Origin of the sequence: Levilactobacillus bambusae (assembly GCF_003124125.1) — a bacterium.
Taxonomy (GTDB): Bacteria; Bacillota; Bacilli; order Lactobacillales; family Lactobacillaceae; genus Levilactobacillus; species Levilactobacillus bambusae.
The window spans coordinates 33,806-57,148 of record NZ_QCXQ01000006.1 but is presented as its reverse complement, the minus strand read 5'-3'; the positions used below and the strand labels follow the sequence as shown (position 1 = coordinate 57,148).

The window sequence follows — 23,343 nt, the reverse complement described above, 5'->3', positions numbered from 1 at the left end:
GCTTTTTATCAAAAATTCGGTAAACCGCCGAGATATGCTAGAATGGGAATCAAACAGTAAACTAGGAGGTCAAAACCGTGATTCTTTTACAAGTCCAACAGGTCACCCGCCGATTTGGCGCTGAAACCCTCTTTTCTGAGGTGAATCTTGATATTCCAGAACACGGCCGAGTTGCCCTTGTCGGCCGGAATGGCGCCGGTAAATCTACCCTACTTAAAATTATTAATGCCGAGGAAACCCCTGACGAGGGGGAAGTAACCACTAAACGGGGGCTAACCATTGGCTACCAGGCTCAGGATACCGGCTTAAACTCCGACAAAACCGTTTGGAATGAGATGCTGAGTGTATTTGATCGACTCCGGGTAATGGAGGGTCGGATTCACGATTTGGAAGCCGAAATGAGCCAGCCGGAGATCATCGCCGACTCGGAACGTTACGAACAAATTTTAACGACTTACGACCAGCTTCAGCATGACTTTGCGGCTCAAAACGGCTTTGGCTACCAAGCTGAAATCCGTTCGGTTCTTCATGGGTTCGGGTTTGATGATCATTTTTACGATCAGCCCATTAACACCCTCTCCGGCGGACAAAAGACCCAGCTGGCGCTCGCTAAGCTCCTGTTAGAACGACCCGACCTGTTAATCCTAGATGAACCCACTAACCACCTGGACGTTGAAACCCTGACGTGGTTAGAGGGCTACCTTCAAAACTATTCAGGCGCCCTCCTCATCGTTTCCCATGACCGGTACTTTCTTGACCACGTTGCCAACGAAATTTATGATCTATCTCACGGCACCCTCGACCACTATAAAGGGAATTATTCCGCCTTCATGGACGAAAAAGCGGCTAAACTTCGGCGTGAATGGAAGGAATACGATAAGCAGCAGGCCAAAATTTCTCAGCTTGAGGACTTCGTTAATAAAAACATCGTCCGGGCATCCACCACTAAACGGGCGCAATCCCGGCGTAAACAGCTCGAAAAAATGGATCGCATTGAAAAGCCAGATGGTGAAGATAAGGTGGCGCGATTCCGATTCTCGCCGACCCGCCAAAGCGGAAATAACGTCTTAGACGTCCAAGAGGTGGGGGTCGGCTATGATCAAACCCTTCTCAGCTACCCCATTAACTTTACCGTTAAAAAACGCCAGGCCATTGCCATCGTGGGTCCCAACGGCGTCGGTAAATCAACTCTGTTGAAGTCGATACTGGGCATGGTACCCCTCCTACGCGGCCGGGTATTATTTGGAACGGGCGTTGATACCGGGTACTACGACCAAGAGCAGGCCACCCTTCATCCCAAGAAAACCGTCTTAGATGAACTATGGGACGATCATCCCACAACGCCTGAGGGTGATATTCGATCCATTTTAGGCAGTTTTTTATTCACGGGTGATGACGTTCAAAAACCCGTTCATAATTTAAGCGGGGGTGAAAAGGCCCGCTTACTATTAACCAAACTGTCTATGCAGCACGATAATTTCTTATTACTGGATGAACCCACTAACCACTTAGACATTGATAGTCGAGAAGTTCTGGAGAATGCGTTAAACGAGTTTGACGGCACCCTGCTTTTCATTTCTCATGACCGGTACTTTATTAATCAGGTTGCGACCGCCGTCATTGAAATCAGTCCCGATGGCAGTACCCCCTACCTTGGTAATTACGACTACTACGTGGATAAAAAAGAGGAACAGGCCGAGTTAGCCGCCCAAGCTGAAGCCGATAACGAACAACCCGATTCAGCAAGTGCCGCCTCCTCTAGCTCACAACAAACCTACCAACAAACTAAGGATCTCCAACGGGCTAAACGCAAATTAGGCCGGGAAGTTGACGCACTCGAAACCCAATTAACCGATCTAGAAGCCCAGCGGACCGACTTAGAGACCCAAATGGCTCAACCGGCGATTTACAATGATCCCCAAAAGTCATTGGCCATGCAAACCCAACTCACCGAGATTAGTCATCAAATCGAAGTCACCGAAGAAGAGTGGACCACTAAGAGTTTAGCACTGGAAGACTTCGCCTAAGGTTAATGCTAACGTCAATCAATTATTCCACCACTAAAATAACGGTTCCCAAATCCNNGGATTTGGGAACCGTTATTTTTTCTGGGGGTCATTCGGAAAGTTGAGATCCTACTCAGCTGCATCTTCAGCCCAGTTAAACTCTAAGCTTGGTTCTGCGTTTAACGACGCATCCCCGAAATCACCGTGTTGGTAACGCACGTATCCCGCGGCACCAATCATTGCCCCGTTATCACCACACAACTTTAAGGGGGCCAACACAAGATCAGTCGATTGGAACTGAGCCATCATCTGTGTGAGTCGGTCACGCAACCCTCGGTTAGCCGCAACCCCCCCGGCTAAAATTAATTGCTTTACGGGATACTTCTTCAGGGCGCGGCTAGTCTTGTCGACCAAGACGTCAACCACAGCCGCCTGAAAACTGGCTGCTAAATCGGCCTGATTTAAGGATTCACCGATTTGATCGGCATGGTGGACCGTATTAATGAAGGCACTCTTCAACCCACTAAAACTAAAATCAAAGTTAGCCTCATTGTCCATGGCCCGCGGAAAATGGAATGTATCCTGTCCGGTGTGCGCTAACTGATCAACGGGTCCGCCAGCAGGATAAGAAATGCCCATTACCCGACCAATCTTGTCGTACGCTTCCCCAGCCGCATCATCCCGGGTTTCCCCAATAATTTCAAACTGGTTTTCCGCCGGCATGTAGACGAGTTCCGTATGACCACCCGAAACCAGCAGCGCCATGGCGGGAAATTCAATGGGCTGAACAAACCGGGCCGCGTAAATATGCCCCATCATATGGTTGACGGGAATCAACGGTAGGTGGTGAACGTACGCCAATGTTTTCGCAGCCGACACTCCCACTAAGAGGGCACCGACAAGTCCCGGTCCATAGGTTACCGCAACCGCATCTAAATCGTCATACGTCACGTTCGCTTCCGCCAAGGCCGCCTCAAAGCAGCGTGTAACGACCTCAATATGGTGCCGGCTAGCCACCTCGGGAACCACCCCGCCAAATCGCTGATGACTCTTAATTTGGGTGGCGACGACATTAGATAAAATGGTATCGCCGTTTTCAATGACCGCAACACTTGTTTCATCGCAGCTTGATTCAAAGGATAAAATTAAATTTCGTTTTTCTAACATGTTCTTCCCCTCAACTAGCGGGCAGCCTCAGAGGCAGGAGCATCAGGATTAGGCTCGTCGAGGGTCAGCACCATATCCACTGCGTCCTCGTGGTCACCAAAGTAATACCCCTTTTTAATGCCCACCTTTTCAAATCCCAGTGACTCATACAGATCTTGAGCCCGTTGATTGCTAACCCGAACCTCCAAGCTAACCGTCTTATAGTTTAATTGCCTAGCTTTTTTAATCATGACCCCCATCAGAAAGTGACCGAGCCCCCGATTTTGGTAGTCTGGTACCACCGCAATATTTGTAATGTGTGCATCGGTCGCATGCAGATCAAACGAGCACCCAATAAACGCCAGTAAGCGATCATGCCGGCGTAAAACCAAGTACAGTCGGTCATTTTCACGTCGAAGTTCACTGGCGAAGGCGCGCTCATTCCAAGGCGTTTGTCCCGCGTAAACGGCCCGTTCAATCCCTAGCATTTCGGGAATATCCGTAAACATTGCTTTCGCTAGGAAGTAATCAACGTCGCGAATTCGAACGTCATGGTTTTTAATATCAACTGCGTCTGCCCGGGCATTTTCCCGGGGGCTGCCGAATACTTTATGGTACCACTCGTTAAATTTTTTCCACATAGGTTCCTGTTTCCTCTTCTGGATGTTTTTCCCGCCATTCCGCTTCGGCTTGGGTTAGCCGCAAGTAACGCGGAACAAAGTTATCAACGTCCGTAATTGGTGTTCCTTGTGTTCCTAACAGTCCCAGTACTCCGGCGCGGGGCAAGTTTACTGCCGGGGTTCCAAAAACAACTTGGGACCAAGCAGCCTCTAGTTCGGTCTTAAAGTTCTCGGCATCGCCAATCGCGTAGATCGGTTCGTTATAGGCAGCCGCCAACTGAGCAAAATCGGCAATGGCGGTGTGGGCATCCTCCACCTCTGGGACCGGAATTCCATTATGAATCCGGTAGAGTCCCGCAAAAACGTTCTGGTTTCGCGCATCAAACATGGGAGCAACTAGCGCTCCCTCTAACGTCACGTTACCCGCTAAATTTGCTAGGCTCGAAATTCCCACTAACTCGGTGTTCATGGTTGCCGCCCACGTCTTAGCGGTGGTTGCACCAATGCGCAATCCCGTATAGGAACCTGGACCCGAGGCAACGACTACCCGATCAATCTGATCCGGAGTAAATCCAACTAGGTCCATTAATCGCTCAATCTCAGGCAGTAAATCCTGGGCATGTTTGCGTCTAGCCGTCAGCGTTGTTTCGGCCAAAATATGATGATCCTCTAAAATCGCCACGGAGAGTGGTCGATTGGATGTTTCAATCGCTAAAACTTTCATGATCTGGTGTGTAATCCCCTCGTTTAAAAATCTCTTTTATCATAACGCAAATTGATCAGTTTCGCTGAGAATTTCTAGTTAGCCGTTAACCGCCATTCGATATCGGCGATTGCACTTGTTTGGTCACCTAATTGGATGTCATGGACCGTCTTCAAATGATGATCAGCGTTGACGGGGGTTCCGACCCGACTCGTAATCACATGCCCGTACTGAACCTCATTTTCAAACCGAATATTAACGGTAACGGGTTCATGCGCCTTTAAAAATTCAGCCGGTAAAACATCCGTCATCCAATCAAAGTAGTGGGCATTGTTCACGTGTCCGTTATGATCAATGTCATTGTAACGAACCCGGTAGTCCTTTTGTTCAATGGATTCATCGGCCGTCAGTTTTTCTGGCCGGGGCAGCCGCGGAATTTGTCTGACTAGTTCTGAATGATAAGGCGCCAAAATATCAGCCGGGATGGGAACGATTTTGCGAGTCGCATAACTCATGGTGACCCAAATTGACGTTGCGTGGGCACACTCGTTGCCAGCCTCGTCCACCAGCCAAAACTCCCGTAACGCAAAGTATTTATTATAGGAAGTGCCCCGCGTCTTAATGGTCATCAGCTCTCCCACCCGGGGCATCCGTGGAATATCAATGTGGTACTGAGTAACTACCCAACCAACCCCATAAGAGGTAACAACGTCTTCACCCACACCAATATGGGCTGATTGATCCTCCGACGCTAAAATCATCATATTAATTAAGGATGTTAACGATGCGTGGCCCGTTACGTCCCCTTCGTAGTAAACAATTCGGTGTTGCTCACCGAAAGTATCTGCCATTAGTGTGATTCCTCCTCATCCAGTTGATGATAAATTCGATAAACGGTTTGCTTTTTTTCTCCCCGCTGGTTAGCAGCCTCTTTAATGGCGGCGTTGGGTTTCATTCCCGTGGCAATTAACCGATCAACCTGTTCTGGAATTGATTCGGCTAAGGTTTGGCTTAGCGCTTCCTCACGCTTTTGATCGGGGTCGGCGCCACTCACTAGGAGCACAAATTCACCGCGGACCCGATTTTCCTTTGCCCAGTCCGCTAACTCAGCTAGTGTTCCCCGCAAGAATTCTTCAAACTTCTTAGTAAGTTCCCGACAAAGAACCGCTTGTCTTTCCGGTCCGAGTTCACCCGCTAGATTGGCGAGGGTTTTCCCAAGTCGGTGGGGCGCTTCATAAAAAATCAGTGTTTCTTCCCGGTCGCTTAAGGCCGCAATTTCTGCTCGCTGATCCTTTGGTTTTCGGTCCAAAAAGCCGTAGAAGTAAAACGGTTGGGGACTCAGGCCTGAAGCAATTAGCGCGGTTAATCCAGCGTTTGCTCCGGGTAAGGGAACGACGGCAATATTAGCTTCAATACAAGCCACCACAAGCTCATGTCCGGGATCACTGATTGAGGGCATCCCTGCGTCACTGACCTGGGCAATTTGAGTGCCCTGCTTCAGGAGTTCCACCAGCTCCGGAATTCGTTCAGCCGTGTTGTGCTCATGAAAGCTGATCTGTTTCGTCTTAATTTCAAAATGGTTCAATAGTTTCTGGGTGTTCCGGGTATCTTCAGCCGCAATCAAATCAACGGCCTTCAACGTCTTAACGGCCCGAAAGGTCATGTCATCAAGATTTCCAATCGGGGTTGGTACCAAGTAGAGGGTCCCCAGATTTGATTGGTCAACGAAGCTTGAGGTTTGTCTCAATTTTGAACGTCCTCCTCTTCCTTCTTATTTGGGCCAAAAATGGCTTGAATACAAAATAGGCAGGAATCATCCTTGTCCCTGGGTTGACCAAAATAATCCTTGCAGACATGAAATCCCTCTGCGTATAACTTATCCAAATTTTGGCGGGACTTTGACAGCTTAGGTTCATCACCGGAAGCCGCTGCTTCGTCCTCCGATTCCTTTTGGCTGCGTAAAATATCCCGAAGATACTGATTTTGAACTTCGAGTTCAACGTTTTCCTGAAGTAATGCTGTCATTCCCTCTTCTAACGTTTGATAGGCGGCAAGCATCTGCTCCGTTTGTTCCCGCAGCTGATTAAACTGATCGTAAATTTCTCGCTTATCCAAGGTTGCACCCCATTCTTTAAGAAAACGTTCTTAAAATGTTTAACGTCAATGCTTCAAACACGTTTTGAAAGTTGAGGTTCATTCGAAGCTGATGTCGTGTTTGAAGGGTTAGTTCCGTTGCCTTAATCAATTCATTAGTGGATAATTTTTCCGCCGCCGACTGAATTGCCGAACCCAGTTCCGGAAAGCTTAATTCTTCCGGGGCAAGCTGCAATTCTTGGCTCCGTAAAGTATCATGCCAAATTTGCACGGCAATTTGCAAAAGCCACTGCTGCTGTAATTTGTTACCAGCTAACGGTAAAATGTCCATTTGCACCTGCGGAAACGCCCGCGGATCACGGTTAACTAAGGCAGAATACCACTTTTGAATTTGGTGCTGGGCCTGACCCAACCAATCGTCAACTAGCAGGGTCTGAGCCACATCTGGACTCGTAGTTAGCGTGGCGGCAAGCCGCTGCTGACTTTGCGGCACCCCCGCTTGGCCTAACCGATCCAATACTAGTTGAAGGGACTTAGCGGTAAATTCCACAATCTGAGTCCGTGACTGAATGGTCGGTAATATGAGATCCCGGTTTGTCGTTAGCAAAAGGGCTACGCTGTTGCCCACCGGTTCTTCAATAAACTTGAGCAGCGTATTAGCGGCACTCACCGTCATTTTTTCGGCGTCGTCAATAATAAAGACCTTTTGATCACCCTCGACCGCACTCTTGGAAAATTCGGCCTTTAAATACCGAACTTGATCAACCTTGATGCTATTTCCATCCGGGGCAATGTGGACCACGTCCGGGTGCGATCCACTTAGGATCCGCTGACATTCTGGGCAACGGCCACAGGGTAACTCATCCGGCTGAACATTTTCGCAAAACAGCCGCATCGCGATCGTAACCGCAACTTCGTCCCGTCCCGTACCAGTCTGCCCACTAAATAAGTACGCATGGGCAAGGTCCTTTTGCGTCACCAATTGCATAAAATGGGTGGTTAAAGTTGGTTGCAGCGCTTGTGCGATTTGAATTGGTGACTGTTCCATTAGGTCCTCCTAAAATTGCATAAACTGGTCCACCGGTAAGACAAAGACCGTTGCCCCACCCACTTGAACTTCAACGGGATAGCTGCTGCCATGTTCAGAGCCATCTAAGTTTAGGCTGGGGTTCATAAACTGCTGCCGGGCATGGGACGTTTCCTTAATGATCGTCATTGCCTCGTCAATTCGTTTCTCTTCAATCCCGATTAAAAAGGTCGTGTTTCCCGCCTTCAAGAAGCCCCCAGTCGTTGATAACCGGGTCGCATGGATATTAGCATCAATAAACTCATTACTTAACCGGTTGGCGTCTTTATCCTGCACAATCGCAATAATCATTTTCATTAGTTGGTTCCTCCATTACTTAAAGTAGCTTGAAGCACTGTTTTTAATTATCGTTAGCGTTTCCTGTTCGACCTGTTCCAGTGGAGCCGTCGCATCAATCACTTTAATTCTCTTAGGATCTCCCGCAACTAGCTTGAGGTAGGCATCATGGACCCGTTCGTGAAACGCAGCCTGCTCAAGGTCAAGGCGATCCTGAGCCTGACTCGGTCGATTCTTCGCAATTCGAGCCAGCCCAACTTCCACGGGTACTTCAAAGTAGAGGGTTAAATCTGGCATGAGGCCTTCCGTAGCAAATTGGTTCATGTCATAGACTGCCCGTTCACCAATTTCCCGTCCTGCGCCTTGATACACCACCGAACTATCAATGTAACGGTCACACAACACCAACTTATTAGCCGCTAAGGCGGGTAAAATGGTCTCGCTTAAATGCTGACGCCGAGCCGCTGCGTACAGCAAAGCCTCCGTTCGAACGTCCATTGCGGTGTTATTCTTGTCTAAGATAATCTGCCGAATGGCCTCAGAAATCGGGTTGCCGCCAGGCTCACGGGTCACAACCAACTGGTCACCCAGTTCGACCTGTAGCTGTTGTGAAACGGCCTTCATCACGGACGTTTTTCCCGCCCCATCCGGTCCCTCGAATGTTATAAATTTACCCGGCATATTTTAAAATCTCCCATATTTATTAATACGCTTATTGTACTTGATTAAAAATGGCTTGTCTATTTGCCTTCCACATTAAGATCGTCGCCGACACCGCTTAAAAACGGTAAAAGGCCCCCACAAATGGAGATTTCCACTTTGTGAAGGCCAATTCAGGTTAACTACTATAAACGGAGGATTGAATATGATCGCCGTGTGCGTGGCGTCGACGCGCCTCACGGTATAGGTAAAGATACTTATCCCGCTGCAACAACGTTTGGGCTAAAATTTGTGCATCGTGATCAGCAATTGCATTTTCGGTCTGCTTTGCTTGATCCCATTCCATTTTAACGTTATCAATTGCGTCGATTAACATATCGTCGTATTCTCGGCGCAGCTTTGCTTCTCGATTTCTGCCAAACATCATCCAACCCCCTTAATCTTAATTCACTAACTTAAATTTCCGTTCGACCTTCAACGGCCTTAAATAACGTCATTGAGTCCGCGTACTCAATATCGGCTCCCACTGAAAGCCCGTGGGCCAACCGAGTGACCCGAATTCCCGCTGGTTTAATCAGCCGTGAGAGATACATCGCCGTTGATTCACCCTCGGGAGTTGCGTTCGTCGCCACAATGACTTCCTTAACGGCTTCATTCGTTTGCAGCCGGGTGAGCAGACTCGAGATATTAATATCCTCCGGGCCCTTCCCCTCAATGGGCGATAGGACACCATGTAGAACGTGGTATAAACCGTGATACTCCCGCATTTTTTCCATGACCATCACATCTTTCGGCTGTTCAACCACCAAAATCTGCGTCTGATCCCGGGTTTTGTCACTACAAATCGAGCAGGGATCACTTTCGGTAATATTGCCGCATACCGAACAAAAATGAAGGTCCCGTTTGGATGCAACCAGGGACTTAGCAAAGTTAGTCACATCGACTTGGTCCATATCAATCGTATAAAAAGCCAGCCGGGTGGCCGTTTTTTGCCCAATTCCAGGAAGCTTCATGTAGCTTTCAATCAATTGTGCAATGGGTTCTGGATATTGCATGCATGTTTCCTTTCCCTTAGCTTAAAGGCCAGGGATGTTCATCCCCGCCGTATACTTGCCAAGCGTTTGCTGGGTTTGATCTGAGATTTGTTTCATTGCGTCGTTAACGGCCGCTGTAATCAGGTCCCCTAACATATCGGGATCATCCGGATCAATGACTTCAGGCTTCATTTGAATGTCCTTCATGGTCCGATCACCAGTAAAGGTCACAACGACCATGTCGTCCGGAGCCTTCCCCGTGAACTCGGTTGCGTCAAGCGCAGCCTGGTCCTGTTGCATTTGTTGCTGCATCTGACGCATTTGTTTCATCATATTTCCCATTCCTGGCATGGTAAATCATCCCTTCAAGTTTCCGTTTAATATTATGGTTATCGTAAACTGTCTGTTTCTATTTTATACTGATTTACCCCGCGAATAAAGTAATCTAATCTGGTTTTACGTTAACGATGTCCGAGCCAAATAGCTCCTCGGCCTTAGTGACCGTCGGATTATCTGCTTCACTTTCCGCTGGGGCAATCGGATCTGCCGCTGATTCTTCGTGGTGGGTTAACTCTGACTTATGCTGAGTTAAGTAGTCCGAACGGATACTTGGCCAATCCTCCTTCGGAACGAAAACCACCGCTAATGATTTGCCAAGCACCCGGTTTAACCCATTTTCTAAGGCGTCCACCAAATCTTGATCGCTCGTTGCCTTCTGGTATAAAAACGAGTAATCAAACGCAACAATGATCCCCGTTGCACTTGCCGCAACCGGATTGGAAACGTGCATGACCGCCCGTTGGGTCACCTCTAACGTGGTCATCAGGTCCCGCCAAACTTCCTGAACTTCCGAAAGGCTCTGGCGGGTGGCCTCACCAAGAACCGGATATACCTTAGCGAGGTTCACCGGTTGCTGCTTCGTGCTTGCTGGTTTCCGGGCTGATTTAGGTTTTTCCGTGGTTGTAGGAGTCGGTTTAGCGGACTGCTGCAACTGGTTTAACGCCGTCTTCAACTCCTGAATTTCACGCTGCAAGTTCGTCACAACTTCTGAACTGGCTGCGGCAGCGGCTGGAGTAACTGCACTGCTACTAGCCGGAATTCCCCGACCAATTTCTGCTAACTTGATGGTTAAAATTTCCAGATAAACGTCGGGGTGCGTCGTCATCCGCATTTGCCGTTGAATATCGTCTAGCTCGTTAATCATTTGGTAAAGAACCTCTGAATCAACTTGCTTTGCAAAATCGGCAAAGTGGTCGCTTAAACTTCCTAGTTCAGCCGCCTGAACTAACTCCGGCGCCTGTTTATAGAGCAAGAGGTCTCGGGCATAACCCACCAGATCCTCGATGAATCGACCGGCATCCTTGCCTTCATCCATCATGCGCTGCAGGGTAACCAGGGCCTCTTTAGTCGACCCCGCAACAACTTGTTCGGTATAGGTCGTTAACAGTTCCCGGGTAACACTCCCCGTCACGAGTAGTGCATTTTCTAACGTGACTTCATTATCCCCAAACGAGAGGGTCTGATCTAAGATACTTAACGCATCCCGCATCCCCCCCTCTGCCGCCTTAGCAACCACCTTTAGTGCTCGTTCGTCATAGTCGACCTTTTTTTCGTCCAGGATGTATACCATTCGGTCATAACTATCCTGGGGTTGAATCCGCCGAAAATCAAAGCGCTGTGTCCGTGAGATAATGGTTGCCGGGATTTTCTGGGGTTCCGTCGTGGCGAGAATAAAGATCACGTTGGCCGGTGGTTCCTCAAGGGTCTTTAACAGGGCATTAAAAGCGCCCGTTGATAGCATGTGGACTTCATCAATAATGTAAACCTTAAAATCTGCCTCAGTGGGCGCGTACTTCACTTTATCACGGATATCCCGAATTTCTTCGACCCCGTTATTAGAAGCGGCATCGATCTCTAAGACGTCAGGGCACGTACCAGCCGTAATTGACACACAGGTTTCGCATTCATTACAAGGCTCGCCATCCTTAGCAAACCGGCAGTTTACCGCCTTAGCAAATATCTTGGCCATTGACGTTTTCCCAGTTCCCCGGGGGCCCGCAAATAAATAGGCGTGGCTGGTCTGATGGGTCACGATCGCATTTTTTAAGGTCTGCGTAATTACCTGCTGCCCAATCACTTCATCAAATCGCTGTGGGCGCCAAACTCGGTACAAAGCTTGATAACTCATGATGTCCGTCCTTTCACTGGTTCTTATGCCGCCGTTAATTTAAATTTCCGTACCCTTTACGGAAAAAATCCCAGTCGCGATGACTGGGATCTTCAATATCATATCAACTTGGAACACAAAGCGAGGCAAACTTAGTGCTGCTTCCTTCCGGACCTGACACGATTCGTAAGTCCGCCCTTGTTCCAAGGCCTTACGGCAACTAATACTATATCATGAGTCACCCATCATGTACAGTAATCTCCCAATTATTTTTTATTCGCCTGTCGCGCTGCTTTGCGCCGTTTCCGAGCCGCTTTAAAGAATGTCTTCATTTCCTGTGCGGCTTCATCGGCAAGGAGTCCCTGATGAACTTGAACCTGATGGTTAAACCGGTCATCGTTAAGTAACTGATACAAACTATCAACCGTTCCGGCCTTAACATCTGGCGCCCCATAAAATAGTTCGGGCAACCGCGAATTTAAAATGGCCCCGCTACACATCGGGCATGGTTCAATGGTCACGTAGATTTGACAATCCACTAGCCGCCAGCTCTTTAACGTGGCGTTGGCCTCCCTAATCGCAATCATTTCAGCGTGGTCCGTCGCATCTTCACTATGCTCGCGCAGGTTATGGCCCCGCCCAATAATTTGATCGTGATGAACCACGACTGCTCCAATGGGGACCTCACCGATAATTGCAGCCTGCTTAGCTTCATCCAGTGCAGCCGCCATAAAGAAGCGCTGCCGATCCGTAAACATCAGTTATCCTCCTTGACGCTTTGCAGGATATAGTATCCCTTATCCTTATGAATTGTCTCGCAGTTACCAAAGGTTGCCTTCATTGTTTTTTTAGCGGAAGGGGCCCCCTGCTTTTTTTGTAAAACCACGGTGAGAGTTCCGCCGGGGACCAAATGGTCATAGGCGCCCGTTAGCATTCCACTCACCACCGATTTTCCTGCACGGACCGGTGGATTGGTCACAATTGCGGCGTACTTACCGCTAATCTGCGCGTACTGATCTGACTCAAACACGCGGGTATTTTCTAAGTGGTTGTTTTGCGCGTTTTGTTGGGCAAGCGATAGTGCTAGCTCATTCACATCCACCATATCCACCTGACGATCCGGCCAGTGACTGGCAATAGTTAACCCAATGGGACCGTAGCCCGTTCCCAGGTCTAAAATTGCTCCCGCCGGTAAATCATTGAAGTTTAGGGCGTCTAGCAGCACCCGTGACCCATAGTCTACCCGTTTTTTAGAAAACACTCCGTTGTCTGTCGTAAACAACAGGTTATGGCCCAATAAATTGAATGACCATTGAATTTCATCGTGTTGGACATCCGGATTTTGTGTATAATAGTGATTAGTCATATTTGTCCCTACTTTCGTTAGGTTCATCATACCCGATTTAGGGTTTAATTGTCATTATAAAAAATTTAAAAGCTTCTAAACCGATACCATATTTAGTGTTTCGCTGATTATCAGCCACTAAATATGGTGTTTTTCGTTTGATATTTTATGATTCCGTGTGTACACTTAAGGCATTAAAAATGATAGCGAAAAGGTGATTGATATGGAGAAAGTAATTGTTTATTCCAAGTACAACTGTATGCAATGTAAGATGACAAAACGTTACTTAGACGAACACAACGTGGCGTTTGAGGAACGAAACGTCAATGATCATCCAGAGTACCTTGATCACTTGAAGAACCAAGGATTTCAGTCGTTACCCGTGATTGAATCCGTTGATCTTCCGCCCTTTTCTGGTTTTCGACCAGCAGAACTGGCCAAACTGGCTGGCTAAGTCACAGGGGCAGCAAAGCGAGCCCGGGCGGTAACTGCCGTCTGCGGCTTTTATTTATAAATTTAAAAAACCACATTCTATCGTTTAGAAAGGTGCGCCCGTTATGAGTTTAACAGATTTAGATTTAAGTCAGGTAACCTACTACGACCTTAACAATCAGATTAACATCCCGGTAAACGGCCAGATTCCCCTACATAAGGATCAGGAGGCGTTGGCTGCTTTTTTTAAGGAAAACGTTCAGCCAAACACCATGCAGTTTGATAGCTTGAAGGACCGGTTCAACTACCTATTAGAGGGAAACTACGTTGATGCCCAAATGATTGATCACTACTCATTCAGCTTTATTGAACGGCTTTACGACGTGGTGGCAAAGGAACACTTCCAGTTCAAGACCTTCATGGCAGCGTACAAGTTTTACGCCCAATACGCCATGAAGACCAATGACGGAGCCTACTACTTAGAAGGCTACAACGATCGGGTAGTCATGAACGCCCTCTTTTATGCCAATGGTAACGAGCAATTAGCCCTCGATCTAGCGGATGAAATGATTCACCAGCGCTACCAACCCGCTACCCCTAGCTTTCTAAACGCCGGCCGGGCCCGGCGGGGAGAACTTGTTTCGTGTTTTCTCATTCAATCGACGGACGACATGAACAGTATTGGCCGGACCATCAACTCAGCGCTGCAGCTTTCAAAAATTGGCGGTGGGGTTGGGATCAACCTCACTAACCTGCGTGAATCAGGGGCGCCAATTAAGGGCATCGAGGGAGCAGCGTCAGGGGTAGTTCCCGTTATGAAGCTCCTCGAGGACAGTTTTTCTTACTCTAACCAGCTAGGGCAGCGTCAAGGTGCCGGCGTTGTATACATTAGCGTCTTTCACCCCGATATCGAGGCCTTCTTAGCCGCAAAAAAGGAAAATGCCGACGAGAAAATCCGGTTAAAAACCCTCTCCCTGGGGATTACGGTGCCCGATAAATTCTATGAACTCGTTCAAAACAACGATGATATGTACCTGTTCAGTCCCTACGACGTCGAACGTGAGTATGGCAAACCCTTTGCCTACGTCGACCTTACGGCTGAATATGACCACATGGTTGCAAACGATCGGATCCACAAGTCTAAGGTCCGGGCTCGGAACCTGGAACAACAGATTTCACGACTTCAGCAGGAATCGGGTTACCCCTACATCATCAATATCGATACCGCCAACCGGGCAAACCCCATTGATGGTCAAATTGTCATGAGTAACCTCTGCTCTGAAATTATGCAGGTCCAAACGCCGTCCGTGATCGACGATGACCAGCAGTATACTACCCTGGGCCGCGATGTCTCCTGTAACTTAGGGTCAACGAACATCGTTAATCTGATGGCCTCCCCAGATTTTGGTCACTCCATTGAAACCATGGTTCGGGCCTTAACCTACGTCACGGATACCTCAAACATCCAGACCGTTCCGTCCGTCGCTAACGGCAATCAATTAGCCCATGCCATCGGATTAGGGGCCATGGGCCTTCACGCCTTCTTCGCAAAGAACCAAATGCACTACGGTTCAAAGGACTCGATCGAATTTACCAGTACCTACTTTATGCTCTTAAACTACTGGACGTTAAGGGCCTCAAACGAAATTGCGCGGGAACGACACGAAACGTTCTACCATTTCGATAAGAGCCGGTACGCTGATGGCTCCTACTTTGACCGATACGTCAACCAAAGCTGGCAGCCCAAGCGGACTAAGGTCCAGCAACTCTTTTCCGGTATCTTCATTCCCTCCCCAGCGGACTGGGCCCAGCTAAAAGCCGCCGTTATGAAAGATGGGCTTTACCACCAGAACCGATTGGCGGTGGCCCCAAACGGTTCCATTTCATACATTAACGACACCACCGCAAGTCTTCACCCCATCATTAACCGGGTTGAGGAGCGCCAGGAACAAAAAATTGGTAAGATTTATTATCCGGCTCCTTACCTCTCTAACGAAACGCTCCCCTACTACGAATCGGCTTATGATACTGATATGCGTCACGTCATTGACGTTTATGCAGCCGCCCAGGTCCATGTCGATCAGGGAATGAGCCTCACCCTATTTATGCGCTCCACGGTGCCCGCAGGAATGTACGAATGGAAAACGGATCGAACGGATAAGATGACCACCCGAGACCTCAATATTTTGCGAACTTACGCCTACAAGCAAGGGATCAAATCACTCTATTACGTTCGGACCTTTACCGATAACGATGATGAGATCGGTGTCAACCAGTGTGAAAGCTGCTCAATCTAACGATTTAGCAAAAAATTGCGGATTTGTTTTCGATAATCCTACACATTAAATAACCGAAGTTTTATAATTAAGCAAGAACTTGAAATAAGGAGAGCAACGAATGGAGAATTATGAGGCAATTAACTGGAATGCCATCTCTGATCAGATTGATAAAGCAACTTGGGAAAAGTTGACCGAACAATTCTGGTTGGATACTCGGATTCCACTTTCAGAAGATTTGGAAGATTGGCATAGTTTAGACACCGATCACCAATGGGTAGTTGGCCACGTTTTTGGTGGTCTAACCCTTTTAGATACGTTGCAATCCCAGGACGGAATGGCCGCCTTACGTTTAGATGTCAAGACGCAGCAGGAAACCGCTGTGTTAAACAACATCCAATTTATGGAATCCGTTCACGCCAAAAGCTACTCCTCAATCTTTTCAACCCTTAATACCCCGGATCAAATTGATGAAATTTTTGAATGGAGTGACACCGAAGAATACCTCCAGAATAAGACTAAGCGGATTTACACGCTGTATCACGACAACGAAAGTCCCCTTAAAAAGAAAATTTCAAGTGTGTTCTTAGAAACCTTCCTGTTCTACTCTGGGTTTTACACCCCGCTTTGGTACCTAGGCCACAATAAGCTCGTGAACACAGCTGAAATTATCAAGTTAATCTTACGTGATGAATCCGTCCACGGAACATACATTGGCTACAAGTTCCAACTCGCCTTCAACCAGTTAAGCGAAAAGGACCAACAGGAACTTCACGACTGGATGTACGATTTTCTATACCAGCTCTATGAAAACGAAGAAAAATACACCCATATCCTTTATGATCAAGTTGGTTGGACCAACGACGTTTTAATCTTTATTCGCTATAACGCTAATAAGGCTCTGATGAACCTAGGCCAAGATCCCCTCTTTCCGGATACTGCCGCAGACGTGAACCCCATCGTTATGAACGGAATTTCAACGTCGACTGCCAACCATGATTTCTTTTCCCAAGTTGGTAACGGCTACCTCTTAGGTGATGCGGAATCAATGGACGATGACGATTACAACATTGGGGCCGCCCCACTCTACCCCGAAGATAAGTAAGCCAACAAAAAAGGTTTCACACTTCAACTTAGTTGTTGAGGCGTGAAACCTTTTAATTTGGTGTCGATTCACCAGCTTCAGATTGTTGCTTGGTCACCGTGCCAGACCGATCGCGGTTCATTCCCATGAAACCAACCGTAAAGATCCAGATAGCAATGGTTGCGATCCAAAAAAGTGTGTTGTAGGAAGTTGCATCCACGATTAAGGCCCCGACTAACGGGCCAAACGCCCGCCCCGCTGAAGTGGCCGCAGACAACATCCCCTGATACCGTCCCTTAGAGGACTCGCTCGTGTACAGATCCACAAAGGTTGTGGTTGCTGGCAGTGAAATCACTTCTCCCAGCGTTAGCAGGACCATCGCCAGAATAAACCAGAAGTAACTTGTTGCGTAATGTAACGTGACAAACGAAGAACCAATCAAGAAAAAACCAACGTATAAGCGGCCGTTCAAGTGGCGTAACAACCAACTATCAAAGAAGGTCATAATGGGTTGCAACAGGACAATCAAGATGGCGTTAATCGTCCAAAGAAAACTGTAATCCTTGACGGCTAACCCTTCTTCTGTCATAAAGGTTGCAATCGTACTTTGCCATTGTTCATAGAAGATCCAGATCACAATTAAAACGGCAAACAAGGCAAATACCCGGTGTAATTGGCTCGGCCGGGCGTGGGAATCCGTCGCAAGCGCCTCTTTTTCACCTGTTTCAGCTGGTTTTTCATGGCCTCCGTAAACGAGGGCTGCCATAATAACAAACGCCGCTAAGAGGACAAACGCCACCGTAAAGACAACTTTAATTCCCATATCGAGCAAAAAGCCCACGATTAAAGTCCCAATAACTAACCCCAAGTTATTCGTAAAGTACAGAATGTTAAACACGAGGCTGGTTCGCTGCGTTCGAACGGTTGTTGCAAAGGAGTTAATGGCCGTTACCACAATTCCATTTCCCAACCCAGATAAAACCAGCCAGACCGGGTAGGCCGGCCAGCCGTGAAAAAAGATTAAGAATCCCGTGGCAACGGCGGTTAAAATCCCGCCAAACATAATTGTTGCGTACCGGTTCCACCGATCAAAGGCAAAGCCGCCGAGATAATTTCCAACGATCATAATTCCAGAGTACATTAACAGGACCACGCCGGCGAGTGTTAAGCTCTTATGCAGATAATTATGCATATATAACGTTGTGAGCGGCCAAATAAAACTAATCCCCGTATTAATTAATAATGATCCCAAGTAAAGCCAAATTGGTCGAATTGACGTTGGCTGCGTTGTCTTTCCCATCTTTAATTCCCTCCTAAATTTCAATTCAAGTTTGCGTTAAGCAAACCTATCCTGTCCATTCACAAGGAAGTTATTTTAATTTCAATATACCGTTAGTGCTAAATGAGAGAAACGATCCCCCGAGAGATCGGCTAATATGCCTAGTCCCCGTAAGCTTTGATCAACGATTAAACTAAAAACTTCCTTTAACTGACCTATTTCACCAGGTTCCCCCAAGTGGATCACTCCCTCTTTTTTTATTTTATTGCCACAAATTGTTATTCTAACTGATTTTTTCGTTCTTGGCTAGGAAAATTATGGGTTTTCAATGAAAACTCGCAAAATCAACTAAATTATGGTTCTGAAACCTAATCGACTTCGCTCAAACCAAATAGAGACAACAGCCCTTTAAGTAAATTGGGGCGTTGTCCCTATTGATCGTGAGCTAGTTTGGGTGGGTCCTACCGCCGATTAGTTCGGCGACGTGCCAGGACCGGAATAAATCCGTCAGCTACCCGTTGAAAAATTGTTTTTCGTTGGGCTTTTCCCGCTGGTTCATTTACCACCATTAGGATTTGCAGGGTGGTAAAGACCAAGGACCGATTTTTTCGAAAGGCCGTATACTTTGAAACCCACTTTGTGACGTATTTTTCTTTATAGGCTCGTAAGCCCTGAAAGCTGTAAAGTTTATAGCCATACTCGTAGAGGAGGTGGGCCATTTTCTCCGGTAGAAAGCTAAACCGGGAATCCCCAACGTTAGCCAAAGGTGACATTCCCAGGTCGAAGTATTGGTAACCTTGGTCCCGGCAGTATTCAAACAGCTTGACGAATAGCCCGTCCATAATTCCAGACGGTGCATCCTGACTCGACCGCATTAAATCAATGCTTGTGACAACGTGGTTTCCCGTGGGCATCAAGTTGGCAAAGGCGATAATTTTACCGTCCTTATCCTTCATAACTGCAATTGGAGCTTCATTAAGGTACTGTTCATCAAAGAACCCGAGTGAAAAGCCCTTCTCAACTTCGTCCCCCAGCCATTCATCAGAAACTTCCTTTAATTCAGCCATCACGGCGGCGCTAAAGGGTTGCTGCATCACTTCAAAGGTATAGCCTTCACGATTGAACTTATTTACTAGCGCCCGTTCGCCCCGGTGCGGTTTACCTTCCAGGGTGAACGATTTCAGCTCAACATGCCCGTCTTCCCCCGCCTTCATAAAATCAAACCCCATCTCGTGGAGGGCCATGGTCAGTTTCTCGTTAATTTCATAAAAGACCAGCGTATAATCCGCATCATCCGCATCGTTCATGAACTGCTTCAGTGCGGGTTGAACCTTTGCCATGTTCCCTACTGGTTCGCCCATCACGATCAGCTTGTCCGCCTTGGGTTTAAACAGAAAGAAGAGTTGATCCTCACCGTCTTCGGTGTAGTAATAGACCTCTTTGTCCCGGGTAAAGGCAAGGTGGCTGATTTCATTTCCGCCAAACTGGTCAATCACCCGTTTTACCCGGTCCCCGTCAAACGGTTGATTGAGGAAGGGAACGGGGGTTGCCGCAAAGTAGCCGAGGATTAATAGCACAATCAGAACCGCTAAAAATAGACCGATGAGCCCCATTAACCAAACCTGTTGGGACGGAAATAGCCAAGCCTGCGGAAGTAGATGTTTGTGGTGGGGCAAGACTGACTGGGACGTATACATTCCGATGACGGCGTAACCAATAAAGGTGCCAGCAAAGACTAGTCCATCAGCAATTCGGCCCCCCCACGTATACACAAAGTGCGTTCGGTAGAAGGTCTTTCTGGACCACCACAAACAAAGCAGGACGAACATGAGTAAAACGGCAACGCTCAGGGGGAAGTTCTCCCGCCAGAGCGTGAGCCCAATCGCAATAACGAGTACAATGGCGGTTGGCCAATATGCTCGTTTTACCCGGGCATGAACCCCGCGGGCAAGGCCAATTAGCATAAAGGCAACGACGATATTCGTTAACTGGTTGATAAAGAAAAACATGTACGGGGCAAACTGAAGAAAAATTCGGTTTGAAAGTACCACGTTGGGGATGGTAGCAAACAACAGGAGCATGATCCCAGAAAAGTACATGAACACCGTCAAGAAGCCATGGGCGCAGTTTTGGAAAATTTGTTTAGGGAGGCCATCAAAAAACTGGTTAACCCGACTGCCTAAGTAGTGGACGAATAGTGTAACCCCCAGAATAAAGGGCACTAAGTAGTAAAAAATCCGGTATAACAATAACCAAACTGCTGCGGTCGCCGGAGAAACCCCAATATAACCCAGACCTAAAATCATAAAGACATCAAACGAGCCTAGGCCCCCGGGCATAAGAGAAACCACCCCAACGACGGACGCGACCACAAATAGTGGAACCACCGCCGCTAAGTGGATGGGTAGATTGAGGGCAAACCCAATGTAAAGGAAGAATAGCAGACAGGCTAGCCATTCGCCAACGGAGACTGAAATTAACCGAACTTCACGACGCAGCGTTAAATCCTTAAAGAAATCGCCGTGGTTAAACCGCGTAACGAGAAAAATTCCCGGAAAGTACAGGGCCCCGCCGACCAGCCAAAACCAGTAGTGTTCGTATACGGTGCCAATATGAAACCCGAACGTCATGATCAGGGCGACCCAACATAAAAATGAGAGGCCCGCAATTAAAAAGAGCGCAATCTTCGAGATCGCGTAAATCACCTGCTTTTTAGAGGCCTCCCGGTTGTAGAAACTGGCACGCAAAGTCGCCCCTAAGAAGCCGCCAAACCCCATTAGATTAGTAAATGTATTCGTAATCCAACTGGTTTTCATTATGTATCCCTTAGAGTAGTGTCCGGGTAAAAATCGAACGATCCCCAAGTCATAGCCAAACATCGGAAAAACCGCCAAAATCCCAAGAATTAACATGATCCCCAGCTGCAATGGACTTTGGGAATTCAAGACCGCCTGAGCTTGCTGACCGTTAATTTCATGACTGACCTTCACCACCTGTTGAATCACAAAAATTAAAACGGACAGCATAAAAATGAGTTTAATTAACGTTGCATACTTGGTATAAAAATTATCTAGTCGTTGCCAAAGCTTCTTCATGAGTTGCCCTCCAAGATTCGTGCTAAATCTATTATTGCAGGAATTCTTAAATCTCACAACCAAACCGCTTCAAAATCGCCAACTATGCTAAAATAAGACCATTCTGTATTCAAGAAGGTGGACGTGGTGTTACACACCATTATTCAAGTTAGTTTTTTCTTGATCTGGGGCGCTAGTCTGTTTCTCTCGCTGTATCAAATTCAGCCCCGAATCTGGTGGCGGTTAGTCACCCTTCACCGGCGAAAACGGATTCGCTACGAGGACCGCCGTCCGTTTAACCGTTACTTCCGTTTTTTAACGGTGAGCCAGTGGCAGCAGGTCCCTCATTTTTGGGCCCTAACCTTTTTAAACCTTGATATCCTGCTCCAGCTCTTTCACGTTAACGTCGTTGGCGTTCGAGACGTTGTCTTTTCCATCTCTGAGTTCCTCTTCTTATACGGTTTTTACACGATTCTACAGCTCTTCTTGCATAAACCAATGTCCTGGAAGGTTGCCGAGTACCTCTACCTGCTTTACTTGACGTTTGGTTTCTACGTCGTCAACTACCAAAATTTTCTGAGCCTCTACTCCGAAACCAGCATTGTCTTTGAAATGCTGAGCGGCATTGTCCTAATTTTAGTTTCCAGTTTTTACCTCCTAAAACTATTAGCCTACGTGGTAAAGGGAAACTTTGCCCATACCATTCAAATCATCGCAGAGTTTTCCGGCAACATTTACTATCATGGCGTGATTACCGGGACGGCACTTCTGGGCGCAACCGCAGGACAGGCCGGGGTTAACCAATTTTTAACCTCCCTTCATACCCCCTACGTCTTAGATCAACTGACCGCTTTAGCCTATTACGGACTTAATGATTTTTTTGAGGATTTAGTCGTCCCCCAGAGCGTCTTTACCCATTTCAACGCCACCATTCTCTACATTCACATGATTAGTCTCCTCTTTGGGGCATGCTATACCTGCATTATCCTGGCCAACCTCATTAGCGTTGACGATTAATGATCAATAAAAAAGTGCGTTATCACACCGAAATGTGATAACGCACTTTTAAGTGTCGGCCTTAATTACTTAAGGGTTACGACACCGCCAGCTTCTTCGATCTTAGCCTTTAAGTCGTTGGCTTCGTCTTCAGTAAGACCTTCCTTGATAACAGATGGTGTGTTATCAACGAGGTTCTTAGAATCCTTCAAACCTAAACCAGTAGCTTCACGAACTGCCTTGATGACCTTAACCTTAGCATCGCCTGCTTCAGTTAATTCAACATCAAATGAGTCCTTAGCACCAGCAGCATCGCCGCCAGCGGCACCAGCAACTGCAACTGGGGCAGAAGCTGAAACGTCAAATTCTTCTTCGATTGCCTTAACTAAGTCGTTAAGGTCAGAAATGGAAGCTTCCTTAAGGGAAGCAATGATAGCATCTTTATCAAAAGCCATGTTCTTTTTCCTCCAAAATGTTGGGTATAGTTGTATTTATTGAATGGTTAACTTAGGCAGCGTCGCCGTCGTTACCATCAGCTTCTTTTTCTGCAACTGCTTTAACAGCGTAAGCAACGTTACGGATAGGTGCTTGAAGAAGGTTAGCAATAGTAGCCAACAATTCTTCACGACTTGGTAACGTAGCGTACATGTTGATTTCTTCGAGAGAAGCGACCTTCTTTTCGACGAATCCACCCTTTAAGGATAAAGCATCAACAGAATCAGCAAACTTCTTTAAGATCTTTGCTGGGGCAATTGCATCTTCGTTAGAAAAGGCAACGGCAGTAGGTCCAACAAAGGTATCCTTCAAATCGCTGTAACCAGCTTTTTCAGCGGCACGCAACATGATCTTGTTCTTGATAACAGAGAAAGTTACACCGGCTTCACGTAATTGCTTACGTAAGTCATTGGCTTGTTCAACTGTTAAACCACGGTAATCAACAATAATTGCCGTTTGAGCGTTTTCTAAACGTTCAGCAACAACATCAACTTCGGCAGCCTTCTTAGCAATAGCTGTTTCACTCACGATTTTCACCTCCTAATGATTAGTGGTCAGGATTTAAAAAA

General features: G+C 47.3%; 24 protein-coding genes, 1 other RNA gene and 1 other annotated feature (1 of these 26 running past the window's edge). Of the genes, 5 read left to right on the top strand and 20 right to left on the bottom strand.

Features of this window, described 5'->3' with window-relative positions; genetic code table 11:
* The first annotated feature begins 77 nt into the window (after positions 1-77).
* A complete protein-coding gene (locus DCM90_RS08070; RefSeq protein ID WP_109250858.1) occupies positions 78-2,027 on the top strand; it encodes an ABC-F family ATP-binding cassette domain-containing protein in 1,950 nt (649 codons plus the stop codon).
* Positions 2,028-2,135: 108 nt separating this feature from the next.
* Here the strand turns inward: DCM90_RS08070 and tsaD are convergent, their stop codons facing one another.
* The 16 genes from tsaD to DCM90_RS07990 form a co-directional block, all read right to left on the bottom strand.
* The gene (gene tsaD / locus DCM90_RS08065; protein WP_109250857.1) at positions 2,136-3,173 is read right to left on the bottom strand and encodes a tRNA (adenosine(37)-N6)-threonylcarbamoyltransferase complex transferase subunit TsaD; all 1,038 of its coding nucleotides are present in this window, start codon (positions 3,171-3,173) and stop codon (positions 2,136-2,138) included.
* A 14-nt stretch (positions 3,174-3,187) separates the two neighbouring features.
* Positions 3,188-3,793 carry a ribosomal protein S18-alanine N-acetyltransferase gene (gene rimI, locus DCM90_RS08060; RefSeq protein WP_109250856.1) on the bottom strand — a complete coding sequence of 202 codons (606 nt, stop codon included), beginning with the start codon at positions 3,791-3,793 and terminating at the stop codon, positions 3,188-3,190.
* The gene (gene tsaB / locus DCM90_RS08055; RefSeq protein ID WP_109250855.1) at positions 3,777-4,496 is read right to left on the bottom strand and encodes a tRNA (adenosine(37)-N6)-threonylcarbamoyltransferase complex dimerization subunit type 1 TsaB; all 720 of its coding nucleotides are present in this window, start codon (positions 4,494-4,496) and stop codon (positions 3,777-3,779) included. The genes rimI and tsaB overlap by 17 nt, the downstream gene beginning before the upstream one ends.
* 74 nt (positions 4,497-4,570) lie before the next feature.
* Entirely contained in the window at positions 4,571-5,326 is a 756-nt protein-coding gene (locus DCM90_RS08050; protein ID WP_109250854.1) for an acyl-[acyl-carrier-protein] thioesterase, read from the bottom strand.
* The gene (rsmI, locus tag DCM90_RS08045) at positions 5,326-6,222 is read right to left on the bottom strand and encodes a 16S rRNA (cytidine(1402)-2'-O)-methyltransferase (RefSeq protein WP_225366006.1); all 897 of its coding nucleotides are present in this window, start codon (positions 6,220-6,222) and stop codon (positions 5,326-5,328) included. Before rsmI ends, DCM90_RS08050 begins: the two co-directional genes overlap by 1 nt.
* Complete coding sequence (locus DCM90_RS08040; RefSeq protein ID WP_109250853.1) at positions 6,219-6,590, bottom strand: DNA replication initiation control protein YabA; 372 nt, start codon at positions 6,588-6,590, stop codon at positions 6,219-6,221. Before DCM90_RS08040 ends, rsmI begins: the two co-directional genes overlap by 4 nt.
* A 16-nt stretch (positions 6,591-6,606) precedes the next feature.
* Positions 6,607-7,617: a DNA polymerase III subunit delta' gene (holB, locus tag DCM90_RS08035; RefSeq protein WP_109250852.1), complete on the bottom strand. Its 1,011-nt coding sequence runs from the start codon at positions 7,615-7,617 to the stop codon at positions 6,607-6,609.
* Between the two features lie 9 nt (positions 7,618-7,626).
* Positions 7,627-7,953: a cyclic di-AMP receptor DarA gene (gene darA / locus DCM90_RS08030; protein ID WP_109250851.1), complete on the bottom strand. Its 327-nt coding sequence runs from the start codon at positions 7,951-7,953 to the stop codon at positions 7,627-7,629.
* A gap of 15 nt (positions 7,954-7,968) precedes the next feature.
* Entirely contained in the window at positions 7,969-8,613 is a 645-nt protein-coding gene (tmk, locus tag DCM90_RS08025) for a dTMP kinase (protein ID WP_109250850.1), read from the bottom strand.
* 157 nt (positions 8,614-8,770) lie between these two features.
* On the bottom strand, positions 8,771-9,016 hold the full coding sequence (locus DCM90_RS08020) for a YaaL family protein (RefSeq protein WP_109250849.1): 246 nt from the start codon (positions 9,014-9,016) through the stop codon (positions 8,771-8,773).
* 31 nt (positions 9,017-9,047) lie between these two features.
* Positions 9,048-9,647 (bottom strand): recombination mediator RecR, encoded by a 600-nt coding sequence (gene recR, locus DCM90_RS08015; protein WP_109250848.1) that lies wholly within the window; start codon positions 9,645-9,647, stop codon positions 9,048-9,050.
* 21 nt (positions 9,648-9,668) lie between these two features.
* Positions 9,669-9,977, bottom strand: a complete 309-nt coding sequence (locus DCM90_RS08010) for a YbaB/EbfC family nucleoid-associated protein (protein ID WP_109250847.1) — start codon at positions 9,975-9,977, stop codon at positions 9,669-9,671.
* A gap of 94 nt (positions 9,978-10,071) precedes the next feature.
* Positions 10,072-11,814 (bottom strand): DNA polymerase III subunit gamma/tau, encoded by a 1,743-nt coding sequence (gene dnaX, locus DCM90_RS08005; protein ID WP_109250846.1) that lies wholly within the window; start codon positions 11,812-11,814, stop codon positions 10,072-10,074.
* 94 nt (positions 11,815-11,908) lie between these two features.
* Positions 11,909-12,008, bottom strand: an RNA gene (gene ffs, locus DCM90_RS08000) — signal recognition particle sRNA small type.
* A 51-nt stretch (positions 12,009-12,059) separates the two neighbouring features.
* Positions 12,060-12,551: a tRNA adenosine(34) deaminase TadA gene (gene tadA / locus DCM90_RS07995; RefSeq protein WP_109250845.1), complete on the bottom strand. Its 492-nt coding sequence runs from the start codon at positions 12,549-12,551 to the stop codon at positions 12,060-12,062.
* Positions 12,551-13,159, bottom strand: a complete 609-nt coding sequence (locus DCM90_RS07990; RefSeq protein WP_109250844.1) for a class I SAM-dependent methyltransferase — start codon at positions 13,157-13,159, stop codon at positions 12,551-12,553. Before DCM90_RS07990 ends, tadA begins: the two co-directional genes overlap by 1 nt.
* Positions 13,160-13,361: 202 nt before the next feature.
* Between DCM90_RS07990 and nrdH the strand changes: the two genes are divergently transcribed.
* The 3 genes from nrdH (at position 13,362) to nrdF (ending at position 16,951) form a co-directional block, all read left to right on the top strand.
* Entirely contained in the window at positions 13,362-13,592 is a 231-nt protein-coding gene (gene nrdH / locus DCM90_RS07985; RefSeq protein WP_109250843.1) for a glutaredoxin-like protein NrdH, read from the top strand.
* A 103-nt stretch (positions 13,593-13,695) separates the two neighbouring features.
* Positions 13,696-15,867 carry a class 1b ribonucleoside-diphosphate reductase subunit alpha gene (nrdE, locus tag DCM90_RS07980; protein ID WP_109250842.1) on the top strand — a complete coding sequence of 724 codons (2,172 nt, stop codon included), beginning with the start codon at positions 13,696-13,698 and terminating at the stop codon, positions 15,865-15,867.
* Positions 15,868-15,967: 100 nt separating this feature from the next.
* Entirely contained in the window at positions 15,968-16,951 is a 984-nt protein-coding gene (gene nrdF, locus DCM90_RS07975; protein ID WP_109250841.1) for a class 1b ribonucleoside-diphosphate reductase subunit beta, read from the top strand.
* Between the two features lie 52 nt (positions 16,952-17,003).
* Here nrdF and DCM90_RS07970 read toward each other — a convergent pair whose 3' ends face one another.
* Both DCM90_RS07970 and mprF read right to left on the bottom strand, forming a co-directional pair.
* Positions 17,004-18,230, bottom strand: coding sequence for an MDR family MFS transporter (locus tag DCM90_RS07970; protein ID WP_109250840.1), 1,227 nt, complete (start codon positions 18,228-18,230; stop codon positions 17,004-17,006).
* A 440-nt stretch (positions 18,231-18,670) separates the two neighbouring features.
* Positions 18,671-21,304, bottom strand: coding sequence for a bifunctional lysylphosphatidylglycerol flippase/synthetase MprF (gene mprF, locus DCM90_RS07965; RefSeq protein WP_109250839.1), 2,634 nt, complete (start codon positions 21,302-21,304; stop codon positions 18,671-18,673).
* A gap of 126 nt (positions 21,305-21,430) precedes the next feature.
* Here mprF and DCM90_RS07960 point away from each other — a divergent pair, with 126 nt between their 5' ends.
* On the top strand, positions 21,431-22,300 hold the full coding sequence (locus DCM90_RS07960; protein ID WP_109250838.1) for a hypothetical protein: 870 nt from the start codon (positions 21,431-21,433) through the stop codon (positions 22,298-22,300).
* Between the two features lie 65 nt (positions 22,301-22,365).
* On the opposite strand, the gene rplL is transcribed toward DCM90_RS07960, so the two are convergent.
* Complete coding sequence (gene rplL / locus DCM90_RS07955; protein WP_109250837.1) at positions 22,366-22,734, bottom strand: 50S ribosomal protein L7/L12; 369 nt, start codon at positions 22,732-22,734, stop codon at positions 22,366-22,368.
* Positions 22,735-22,786: 52 nt separating this feature from the next.
* Positions 22,787-23,302 (bottom strand): 50S ribosomal protein L10, encoded by a 516-nt coding sequence (rplJ, locus tag DCM90_RS07950; protein WP_109250836.1) that lies wholly within the window; start codon positions 23,300-23,302, stop codon positions 22,787-22,789.
* A gap of 27 nt (positions 23,303-23,329) precedes the next feature.
* Positions 23,330-23,343, bottom strand: a sequence feature (ribosomal protein L10 leader region); it runs 111 nt beyond the window's last position.